General features: G+C 62.9%; 9 protein-coding genes. 8 read left to right on the top strand and 1 reads right to left on the bottom strand.

The window, feature by feature from the left end; translation table 11 throughout:
- Nucleotides 1–64 precede the first annotated feature (64 nt).
- Both AC07X6_RS18550 and AC07X6_RS18545 read left to right on the top strand, forming a co-directional pair.
- Nucleotides 65–1,039: a DUF2167 domain-containing protein gene (locus AC07X6_RS18550; protein WP_494791954.1), complete on the top strand. Its 975-nt coding sequence runs from the start codon at nt 65–67 to the stop codon at nt 1,037–1,039.
- A gap of 68 nt (nt 1,040–1,107) precedes the next feature.
- Complete coding sequence (locus AC07X6_RS18545; RefSeq protein WP_494791953.1) at nt 1,108–1,617, top strand: DUF1993 domain-containing protein; 510 nt, start codon at nt 1,108–1,110, stop codon at nt 1,615–1,617.
- 6 nt (nt 1,618–1,623) lie between these two features.
- Here the strand turns inward: AC07X6_RS18545 and AC07X6_RS18540 are convergent, their stop codons facing one another.
- Entirely contained in the window at nt 1,624–2,169 is a 546-nt protein-coding gene (locus AC07X6_RS18540; protein ID WP_494791952.1) for a glycine zipper 2TM domain-containing protein, read from the bottom strand.
- Nucleotides 2,170–2,330: 161 nt separating this feature from the next.
- Between AC07X6_RS18540 and AC07X6_RS18535 the strand changes: the two genes are divergently transcribed.
- The 6 genes from AC07X6_RS18535 to AC07X6_RS18510 all read left to right on the top strand — a co-directional run bounded on the left by AC07X6_RS18535 (nt 2,331) and on the right by AC07X6_RS18510 (nt 11,234).
- Nucleotides 2,331–3,443, top strand: a complete 1,113-nt coding sequence (locus AC07X6_RS18535) for an NADH:flavin oxidoreductase/NADH oxidase (RefSeq protein ID WP_494791951.1) — start codon at nt 2,331–2,333, stop codon at nt 3,441–3,443.
- Between the two features lie 152 nt (nt 3,444–3,595).
- Nucleotides 3,596–5,179 carry an ATP-binding cassette domain-containing protein gene (locus AC07X6_RS18530; protein WP_494791950.1) on the top strand — a complete coding sequence of 528 codons (1,584 nt, stop codon included), beginning with the start codon at nt 3,596–3,598 and terminating at the stop codon, nt 5,177–5,179.
- A gap of 254 nt (nt 5,180–5,433) precedes the next feature.
- The gene (locus AC07X6_RS18525) at nt 5,434–5,892 is read left to right on the top strand and encodes a RidA family protein (RefSeq protein ID WP_230539212.1); all 459 of its coding nucleotides are present in this window, start codon (nt 5,434–5,436) and stop codon (nt 5,890–5,892) included.
- Between the two features lie 129 nt (nt 5,893–6,021).
- Nucleotides 6,022–7,452, top strand: a complete 1,431-nt coding sequence (locus AC07X6_RS18520) for an amino acid permease (RefSeq protein ID WP_494791949.1) — start codon at nt 6,022–6,024, stop codon at nt 7,450–7,452.
- Nucleotides 7,453–7,741: 289 nt separating this feature from the next.
- Nucleotides 7,742–9,214, top strand: coding sequence for an amino acid permease (locus AC07X6_RS18515; RefSeq protein WP_230539210.1), 1,473 nt, complete (start codon nt 7,742–7,744; stop codon nt 9,212–9,214).
- A gap of 67 nt (nt 9,215–9,281) precedes the next feature.
- Nucleotides 9,282–11,234, top strand: a complete 1,953-nt coding sequence (locus tag AC07X6_RS18510) for a S9 family peptidase (protein ID WP_494791948.1) — start codon at nt 9,282–9,284, stop codon at nt 11,232–11,234.
- The last annotated feature ends 5 nt before the right edge of the window (nt 11,235–11,239 follow it).

Here is an 11,239-nt window from a genome sequence, read left to right as displayed (position 1 = left end):
TAATTATCCATTAAGCAATTGATTGGTTTAAAATATTTACCCTTTGCAATTTTTTGGACCGATCATGTTGAAACGCCTGCTGACAGCCCTGCTGTGCCTGACCCTCTCCGGCTTCACGGCCGCCGCCCCTGCCGAGGAGAAGGCCGCCGCACCGGAAATGACGGCCGAGCAGTTCCTCGCCCAGTTGCACCTGCAGCGCGGCAAGATTACCTTGCCGGGCGGCATCGCCACCCTGGATTTGCCCGCCAACTTCCGTTATCTGTCGCCGACGGACGCCGAGCGTGTGCTGGTTGATGCCTGGGGCAATCCTCCGGGCATGGTATCGCTGGGCATGATCGTGCCCGCCAAGACCAGCGTGCTCGAACGCGATAGCTGGGGTGTCATCGTCACGTATGAAAAGGAAGGGCATATCAAGGATGACGATGCGGACAGCATCAAATACGACGAATTGCTCAAGGATATGCAGGCGTCCGTGCTGGAAAACAATGCGGAGCGCAAGAAGCAGGGTTATCCCGGCATCCATTTGATGGGCTGGGCGGAAAAACCCAGCTATGCCAAGGATACGCACAAGCTGTACTGGGCCAAGGATTTGATGGTCGATGGCGGCGAGCACTCGCTGAACTACAACGTGCGCGTGCTGGGCCGCGAAGGCGTGCTGAACCTGAACGCGATCGCCAGCATGCAGCAGATCGAAGCGATCAAGAAGGAAATGCAGCAAGTGACGGCGTTCACGGAATTTACCGATGGTAACCGCTACACGGATTTCGACAGCAAGACGGACAAGGTGGCTGAATATGGCTTGGCGGCACTGGTGGCCGGCGGCGTGGCCAGCAAGCTGGGCCTGTTCGGCAAGCTGCTGGCGCTGCTGCTGGCCTTCAAGAAAGTGCTGATCCTGGCCGTGGTCGGCGCTGGCGCGGCCATCGTGAAGTTCTTCAGCGGCAAGCGCAAGGACAAGCCGCAGCCGCAGACAGCACCGCAGCCGGAAACGGCTGAACAGCCCGGCCATGCACCCGATGGCAAGGTGAATCTGGACAAGTAAGCCTGTGTGCGTACCCGCAGGCGGCGCCTCGGGTACACTGGCTCATCGTTCACTATTAGGAGTCCGCCATGTCCGTGTCCATGTATCAGGCAACCATCCCCGTCTTCATCCGCGGCTTGCGGGTCGTATCGGCCCTGCTGGAAAAAGCGCAAGCGCATGTGGAGGAAGATGGCATCGTGCCCGAGATTTTACTGGGCGCGCAGCTGGCGCCCGACATGCTGGACTTGACGGCGCAGGTGCAGCGCGCCAGCGATACGTCGAAGATGTCAGTCGAGCGCCTGAGCGGCGTGCCGGCGCCGAAGTTCGAGGATAACGAAGCGTCGTTCGAGCAGTTACAGGAACGCATCGCCAACACCATCGCCTATATCGACAGCGTCAACGCGGGTCAGATGGCCGGTAGCGCGCAGAAGGAAGTCGTGCTGAACTGGACTGACGAAGGCAAGAAATTTTCGGGCGACGATTACCTGCTCAGCTTTGCCTTGCCGAATTTCTATTTCCACGTCTCCATGGTCCACGCCATCTTGCGCAACAATGGCGTGGCCGTGGGCAAGCTCGACTATCTTGGCCCGTACGACTGAGACTGATTATTGCTGCGGTTGCTGCTGAACCTGGTTCTGCACCGCATTGCCCAGCATGCCGCCGCCGATCACGCCGGCCACCGTCGCCAGCGCCTTGCCGCGGCCGCCACCGACCTGATTGCCGATCAGACCGCCGATGACGGCGCCCGTGCCGATGCCCACGTAGTTCGGTTGTGACGGTGCCGGCGCAGGCGCTGGCGGCTGCTGGCGCACCGGTTCGCGGTAGGCCGTCTCGCGGTAGCCATCGTCACGGTAGGCAGGACGGGCCTGCGCCGTATTATTTACGACACGCTTGTGCACGACGGGTGCAGGCGCCGGAGCGGGAGCGGGAGCAGCTTGCGCGACGACAGGCGCTGCCACTGGCGCTGCCAGGGCTGCCGCGCCGGCCGGCGTCATGGCGGCCACATCGGCAGGCACGGCCGGCACATTCGCCCGCGAATTGGGCAGGATGCCGGCGATGGACGCCGCGCCGACCAGGCACAGAACCGTCACGGAAATGGCGGCGCCGGCCATCAAGGGGTGGATGCGGCTGGCGGTAGTCGTCGTGTTCATGCGTTCTCCTGGGGGTGGTATTGCGGGTGTTGTTGATGTGTCCAGATTAGCGGCCCTGCCTGCCCAAGGCTAGCCCTTGCGCTGTATCAAACGTAAGCAGGTGTAAGCCGCACTTTCCAAAGCACAGTAGAATCGGTGCTTCCCCTATTCCGGAGTTCGCCATGAGCCAGTTATTTACGCCGTATGCACTGGGGCCGCTGCCGGTGGCTAACCGCATCGCCATCGCGCCCATGTGCCAGTATTCGGCCGACAACGGCAACGCTACCGACTGGCACATGATCCACCTGGGCCATTTGGCTCTGTCCGGCGCGGGATTGCTGATGACGGAAGCGACGGCCGTCTCGCCCGAGGGGCGCATCTCGGCCGACGACCTGGGCCTGTGGTCGGATGCGAATCAAGCTGCGCTGGCCAAGGTGGTGCAGGCGATCCGCCGCCATGCGCCGATTCCGCTGGTGGTGCAACTGGGCCATGCGGGACGCAAGGCGTCGAGCCGCGCGCCCTGGCAGGGCGGCGCCTGCGTGCATCTGGCCGAGGGCGGCTGGCAAACGGTGGCTCCGTCCGCCATCGCCCACGCGCCTGGCGAAACCGTGCCGCTCGCCCTCGACGAGATGGGTTTGCTGCAAATCAAGGGCGCGTTTGTCGCCGCCGCCCAGCGCGTGCATGCGCTCGGTATCGAAGGCATCGAATTGCACGCGGCGCATGGCTATCTGCTGCACCAGTTCCTGTCGCCCCTGTCCAACCAGCGCAGCGATGCGTATGGCGGCAGCCTGGACAACCGCATGCGCTTTCCGCTGGAAGTCTATGCAGCCGTGCGCGCCGCGGTGCCCGCCAGCATGGCCGTGGGCGTGCGTATTTCCGCCACCGACTGGGTCGAGGGCGGCTGGGACATCGAACAAAGCGTGCGTTTCGCGCAGGAACTCAAGCAGCTGGGCGCCGACTTCATCCATGTCTCCAGCGGTGGCATTTCGCCTCAGCAGCAGATTCCCGTCGGTCCCGGTTACCAGGTGGAGTTTGCCGAACGCATCAAGCGCGACAGCGGCTTGCCCACCATCAGCGTGGGCCTGATCACGGAAGCGCAGCAGGCCGAAGACATCATCGTCAACGGCCAGTCCGACATGGTGGCGCTGGCGCGCGCCATCCTGTTCGACCCTCGCTGGCCCTGGCATGCGGCGGCCCAGCTGGGCGCGCACGTGTCGGCGCCACCGCAGTACTGGCGCTCGCAGCCGCGCGAATACAAGAACCTGTTCGGCGACACGACCCTGGGCCAGCGCTAACAGGTCTGCTCTGCTACACTGACGCTTCTTTCCCATTTCTCCAGGACGCTTCGACATGCGCCATTGATACTGCCGTGCTGTGCACGGCCTCGCCCATCCCGCCACAGCGCCTTGCGCCGCGCGGGTTCGCCAGCCTTGCTCAAGGAGTATCCATGCCCGCATTACTGCAACTCGACCGTCTTTCCTTTGCGCTGCCCGATGGCCGCGCCCTGTTTTCCAATTTGCAATTTTCCTTTGCTCCGCAACGTATCGGCCTCGTCGGCGATAACGGCGTGGGCAAGAGTGTGCTCGCGCGCCTGCTGGCAGGCCGGGCGCAGCCGTCTTCTGGCGCCGTGCGCTGCGACGGCAGCGTGCATTACGTGGCGCAGGAGCTCGATCCGCAGCGCTATCCCACCGTGGCGGCGCTTGCCGGCATGGACGACTTGCTGGCCGCGCTGGCGCGCATCGCTGAAGGCAGCGTCGACGAGGCCGACTACGCCCTGGTGGGCGAACGCTGGGATGCCCACGCCCGCCTGCGCCAGGCGCTCGATGCGCTCGATTTGCGTCATGTCGATGCCGGCACGCCAACGGCCAGCCTGAGCGGCGGCGAACGCCAGCGCATCGCCCTGCAGGGCGCCTGGCTGTCGCAGGCGGACTGGCTGGTGCTCGATGAACCGAGCAACCACCTTGATGCGCATCAACGCGCCCGCCTGGTGGCGCAGATGGCGCGCTGGCCTGGCGGCTTGTTGCTGATCAGCCATGACCGCGGCTTGCTGCAGCACGTCGATGCAATCGTCGAGCTGTCGCCGCAGGGCTTGTGCAGCTATGGCGGCAATTACGCGCTGTATGCGCAGCAGCGCGCGCTGGAGCAGGCCGGTTTTGCTGCCGCCCTGCAGGCGGAAAAGGCCGGTGCCCGACGCGAGCAGCGCGAAGCGCAGCAGCAGGCCGAGCGCCAGCAGCGCCGTGTCGGACGCGGCGAGAGGGAAGGGCGCGAAGGCAACCAGAGCAAGCTGCTGCTGGACGCGAAAAAGGAGAAAAGCCAGGATAGCCAGGGCAAGCTGCGCGTGCGCGCGCAAGAGGCGCAGCAGGCGCGCCAGCAGCGCGTGATGGATGCCAGCGCCCGCTGTGCGCCCGAGACGGAGCGGCTGCTGCTGGCGCCCGACAGCGCCGTGCCGAACGGCAAGCTGATCCTGGAGCTGCGCGAGCTGGTCATGCCGCATGGCCAGGCGCTGCCTGTGAACCTGGTCTTGAGCGGGCCGCGCCGCCTGGCCGTGACGGGCGACAATGGCAGCGGCAAGTCGACCCTGCTGCGCGTGATCGCCGGGCAGCTGGCGCCCGCCAGCGGCGAGTTGCGCTGCCATGCGCGGGTGGCCTGGCTGGACCAGCATGCGGGACTGCAAGACGGCGAGCGCAGCGCCGTGCAGCGCTTGCAGACACGCAACAGCATCGTGCCGGAAGGCGAGCTGCGCACGCGGCTGGCGCTGCTGGGCATCGCCGGCGCGCGCGCCACCATGCCCAGCCGTTTGCTCAGCGGCGGCGAGCGCATGAAGGTGGCGCTGGCGGCCGAACTGTATGCGCAGGCGCCGCCGCAACTGCTGCTGCTCGACGAACCGGACAATCATCTGGACCTGGCCAGCCTGCAGGCGCTGGAGCAGATGCTGCTGCAATACCAGGGGGCGTTACTTGTGGTTTCGCACGACCAGTCATTTTTGCAGGCGATAAATCTTGACCCCGAGGGCTTGACATTGCACAAGTGACAATTTAATGAAAAAAGTCACGCTCGATGCCTGTAGAGCATGCTTCATGAACTGATGCTGAATTTTGTTTGATTGTCGGTATAATCCACTGAATAACCGGGCCTATTTGTGAACTAAAACTGCTGGTTCACCAATATGATGACGTTTAATCTGGCACTGTTGTCGGTCACTACCGCGCTGCCAGGGCGTCCTCCTGCGTGCCCTGCCGTGCATGAATTTCGGTTTCGCTTATATTGTTTTCTTGGAGAAATAGCATGTCGTTTTACGAAAAACTCAAAGCCCTCAACATTGAACTGCCAGTCGTTGCCGCGCCAGCTGCCGCCTACGTGATGCATGCCCGCACGGGCAACACCGTCTTCCTGTCCGGCCACCTGGCCAAGAAGGATGGCAAGGTCTGGGTTGGCCAGCTGGGCAAGGACGTCACCACGGAAGAAGGCAAGATCGCCGCGCGCGGCATCGCCATCGAACTGATCGCCACTTTGCAAGACGCCTGCGGCGGCGACTTGAGCAAAGTCAAGCGCATCGTCAAGGTCATGAGCCTGGTCAATTCCACTTCCGACTTCACGGAACAGCATCTGGTGACCAATGGCGCCTCGGAACTGTTCGTCGAAGTCTTCGGCGACAGCGGCAAGCACGCCCGCTCCGCCTTTGGCGTGGCGCAAATCCCGCTGGGCGCTTGCGTCGAAATCGAGCTGATCGCTGAACTGGCCTGACGCAGTAGCCTGACCACATGAGCATGCCGGCGATAACCGCCGGCTCGCCTTTTCCTCCTTTCCAGCAAGAGCGGAACCGCCATTGGGGTGGAGGGATCGGTGTATTCAAGAAAAAAACGGAGACACGTAATGAAAACGAGTGAACAAGGCTTGCACCGCGGCCTGGGCGAGCGGCAGATTCGCCTGATGGCGCTGGGTGCGGCAATTGGCGTGGGCCTGTTTCTGGGTTCCGGCAACGCCATCAAGATGGCCGGTCCCGGCATCATGCTGTCGTACATCATCGGTGGCGCGGTCATCTTCATGATCATGCGCGCACTGGGCGAAATGGCCGTGCACAACCCGGTTGCCGGCTCCTTCAGCCGCTATGCCCAGGACTACCTGGGCCCCCTGCAAGGCTATCTGACGGGCTGGAACTACTGGTTCCTGTGGCTGGTCACGTGCGTGGCAGAAATTACCGCCGTCGCCATCTACATGGGCATCTGGTTCCCCGACGTGCCGCGCTGGATCTGGGCCCTGGCAGCCTTGGGTTCCATGGGCGCCATCAACCTGCTGGCCGTGAAAGCGTATGGCGAGTTCGAGTTCTGGTTTGCCCTGATCAAGGTGGTCACCATCATCCTGATGATCGTCGGCGGCACGGGCATGATCATCTTCGGTTTGGGTAACGGCGGCGTGGCCGTCGGCATCTCGAATCTGTGGACGCATGGCGGTTTCTTCCCGAACGGCGCGCAGGGCGTGCTGATGTCGCTGCAGATGGTGATGTTTGCCTACCTGGGCGTGGAAATGATCGGCTTGACGGCCGGCGAAGCGGCGAACCCGAAGAAATCGATCCCGGACGCCATCAATTCCGTGTTCTGGCGCATCCTGATTTTCTATGTCGGCGCGCTGTTCGTCATCCTGTCGATCTACCCATGGAATGAAATCGGCACCACCGGCAGCCCGTTCGTCATGACGTTCGAACGCCTGGGCATCAAGACGGCCGCCGGCATCATCAACTTCGTCGTGCTGACGGCAGCCTTGTCGTCGTGCAATGGCGGCATCTTCAGCACGGGCCGCATGCTGTACAACCTGGCGCTGCAAGGCCAGGCGCCGAAGGCGTTTGCGGAAACGACGGCCAGCGGCGTGCCGCGCCGCGCCATCCTGGTGTCCGTGTTTGCCCTGCTGCTGGGCGTGCTGCTGAATTACCTGGTGCCGGAAAAAGTGTTTATCTGGGTCACCTCGATCTCCACCTTCGGCGCCGTCTGGACCTGGGGCGTGATCCTGGTCACGCACATCCAGTTCCGCAAGACCTTGACGCCGCTGGAAATCAAGAACCTGGCCTTCCGCATGCCGTTCGCGCCGTATGGTTCCTGGATTTCGCTGGCCTTCTTGGCGCTGGTGATCGGCCTGATGGCGTATTTCCCCGATACGCGCATCGCCCTGATGGTGGGACCAGCCTGGCTGATCCTGCTGACGGTGCTGTACTACGTGCTGGGTCTGGCGCCGAAAGACCGCCGCGACGACGTGCCGCAAGGCTACGAGGCAGGCTGGCCGCCGGCCGATGCGCCACACGTCAAGAAGTAAGCCAGCGTAGTTGAGCTGAGTCAAAAGCGCGCCCCTGCCCCTGCAGCGGCGCGCTTCTTCTTTCATGGAAGCAATTTCTTCTGCGCCAGCACTGTTGCGGGTTTGCTGGCGCACGACTGGCGTTGTTTCCTTGCATCAAAGTTCTGTTTAGCTGAGCCGGTGAAAGCCCTATAATCGCTTAGTTTTGAAAAATGGACGCGATCTTTCCGGTTTTTTGCCAGGTAGGGCCGGAGCGCTATTTGTTTTTACCCGTCGTACGAAAATACGTATGCCTCATAAAGGAATGCTAGTGAGCCAAACCCTGGTCCAGAAACTTTGCCGCACCAAGCCGATCGATACCACGGTCGAATATGGTGAAGGCCTCAGCAGCAGCGGCTTGAGCCGCTCCATCGGCCTGTTTTCCCTCACCATGATCGGCGTCGGCGCCACCATCGGCACGGGCATTTTCTTTACCATGGTCGAGGCCGTCCCCAAGGCGGGCCCCTCGGTCGTCCTGTCTTTCCTGATCGCCGCCATCACGGCCGGCCTGACGGCCTTGTGTTATGCGGAATTGTCGTTCCGCATCCCCGCCTCCGGCTCCTCGTATTCGTTTGCCTACGCCACCGTGGGAGAGTTTCTTGCCTTCATCATGGCCGCCTGTCTGCTGCTCGAATACGGGTTGGCGGGCAGTGCCGTGGCCATCGGCTGGTCGTCCTACCTGAATAATTTCCTGGAAAATGCCTTCGGCTGGCATATCCCCGAGATGCTGCGCACGCCGATGATCGTTTCCGGCCCGCATGGCATGGAGTTTCATGCCGGCCACATCAACTTGCCGCCCATCTTTTTGATCTGCATGTGCGGCTTCCTGCTGCTGCGCGGCGCCAAGGAATCGGCGCTGATGAACGCCATCATGGTCATCATCAAGCTGGCGATCCTCGTGTTTTTCATCGTCATCGCGTTTTCCGGTTTTAACGCAGACAATTTCTTCCCCTTCTTTAATACCGACAATAGCAAGGGCTTTGCCGGCATGACGGGCGTCACGGCGGCGGCCGGCACAGTCTTCTTCTCCTTCATCGGCCTCGATACGGTGGCGACGGCAGGCGATGAAGTGAAAAATCCCACGCGCAATGTGCCGCGCGGCATCCTCGGCGCCTTGCTCATCGTCACCGTGTTTTACCTGCTGGTGGCCGTGGCCGCCCTCGGCGCGCAACAGGCGAAGCTGTTCGAAGGCCAGGAAGCGGGCCTGGCGGTGATCCTGCAAAACGTCACGGGCAAGACCTGGCCCGCATTGGTGCTGTCGGCCGGCGCCGTCATTTCCGTCTTCAGCGTGACCCTGGTGACGATCTACGGCCAGACGCGCATCCTGTTTGCCGTCAGCCGCGACGGCCTGATCCCGAAATCGTTCCAGAAGATCCACCCGCGCACCCTGGTGCCGGTCAGCAATACCATCATCGTCTGCCTGGTGGTGGCCGTGGTGGCCGGTTCCGTCGATGCGACCTATTTGTGGGATATGGTCAGCATCGGCACCCTGACGGCCTTCATGGTGGTCTCGATCGCCGTGCCCGTGCTGCGCCACAAGCAGGGCGCCAACCGCATCGAAGGCTTCAGCGTGCCGTTCGGGCCGTACGTGATTCCTGGCCTGAGCGTACTGGCTTGCCTGTACATCATGCGCGATTTGCCGCATACGACGTTTGTCGTGTTCAGCGTGTGGATGGCGGTCACGGTGGCCATCTATTTCCTGTACAGCATGCGGCATTCGCACCTGGGCAAAAAGACCCGCTAATGCAGCCTGTTCCATCCAAAACCGCCGCGCTTGCCGGCGGTTTTTTTTATTTCTAACCGGAATTTACATGATGAAAATAACTGATCTGGCCGCTTGCGGCTTGCTGGCAAGCAGTCTTCTGGGCATCGCGGCGCAGGCCGCTCCTGCAGCCGAGCCGGCATTGCGCGATTACCGCGCCGTCGCCCTGTCGGCCAATGGGCAGCGCATCGCCGCCATCGAGTCGAGCAGGGCGGAACAGCCACAGCCGCAGCGTCCGCATGCGGCCATCGTCGTGCGCGACGCCGCCAACGGCACCATCGTGCAGCAATTCGACCCGTGCGCCGTGTGTTCCTACGACAAGCCCAGCTGGTCGCCCGATGGCCGGCAACTGGCCTTTGTCGGCTACGACGCCAAGGCGGGCACGGCGCATCTGTACCTGGCCACAATGACACAGGCGCAGGCGCGCGTGTTGACCAGTATCAAAGGCGTGGCCAGCACGGCACGCTGGTCGCCTGACGGCCAGCAGCTGGCGCTGCTGGCCACGGTGGGCGCGCGCAAGCTGGCGGGTGCCGTCGAAGCGGGTGCGCGCCAGGTGGGCGAAGTGGGCAGCGAAGACGATGCCCAGCGCATCGCCGTCGTGCCGGTCAGCGGCGGCGAGCTGCGCTTGCTGTCACCCGCCGACACCTATGTGTATGAATATAATTGGACGCCCGATGGCCGCGGTTTTGTCGCCACCAGCGCGCAAGGCAATGGCGACAGCAACTGGTGGGTTGCCAAGCTCAGCCATATTGACGGCGACACGGGCGCCCTGCGCGTGATCGCGGCGCCGGCCATGCAGCTGAACTTGCCGTCGGTCTCGCCGGACGGCAAGACGGTAGCCTTCATCGGCGGCCTGATGAGCGATTTCGGCTCCATCGGCGGCGATATTTATACCGTCCCGCTGGGCGGCGGCACGCCGCGCAATCTCACGCCCGATTACCGCGGCACCTTCAATGGCGTCGTCTGGCGCGGCGCCGGCTTGCTGGCAACGGCCCTGATCGACTCGCAGCTGGCGCTGGTGCCCGTCGATGCGCAAAGCGGCCCGGCCCGGCCGGTGCTGCTCGGTGAGCTCAGCAGCGGCGGCAGCGATGGCCGTCTGTCGTTCAGCGCCGATGGCTTGCAAGCGGCGGCGGCACAGGAAGACTTTACGCACGCCAGTTATCTGGTGGCGGGATCGGTGGGCCAGCTGAAAAAGATTACGCGCGACAATGACGGCTTTGCGCCGCAACTGACGGTGCAGAATGTGGGCTGGAGCAATGAGCAATACAAGGTGCAGGGCTGGCTGCTGGGGCCGTTGAAGGCGGACGCAGGCAAGCGCTACCCGATGATCGTCAACGTGCATGGCGGGCCCGGCGCGGCCGCCTCGCCCCGTTACGTCGCGGCGAGCACGCTGATCCACGAATTGACGCAAAAGGGCTATTTTGTCTTCCTGCCCAATCCGCGCGGCAGTTTTGGCCAGGGCCAGGCATTTACGCGCGCCAATATGGCGGACTTTGGCGGCGGCGACTGGCGCGACATCCTGGCCGGTATTGATGCCGCGCAAAAAGTGGCGCCCATCGATGGCCAGCGCCTGGGCTTGATCGGCCATTCGTATGGCGGCTTCATGACCATGTGGGGCGTCACGCACAGCGACCGCTTCAAGGCGGCCGTGGCCGGCGCGGGCGTGTCGAACTGGATCAGTTATTACGGCCAGAACGGCATCAATCAGTGGATGATCCCGTTCTTTGGCGCCTCCGCGTATGACACGCCGGACGTCTACCGCCGTGCCTCGCCCATCGAATCGATCAAGGCGGCCAGGACGCCGACCCTGATTTATGTGGGCGAGCGCGACGTGGAAACGCCGGCCGCCCAGTCGCTGGAATTCTGGCATGGCTTGCGCGCCATGGGCGTGCCGTCCAGCCTGTTCATCTATGACGGCGAAGGCCATTCCTTCCGCAAGCCCGAGCACCAGCGCGACTTGCAGAAACGTACCATCGGCTGGTTTGAACAATATTTGAAGTAAGTTGC

This window comes from Janthinobacterium sp. GW460-12-1-14-LB5, assembly GCF_059423585.1.
The sequence above is the reverse complement of the archived record's forward strand: the minus strand, read 5'-3'. Positions and strand labels throughout refer to the sequence as shown.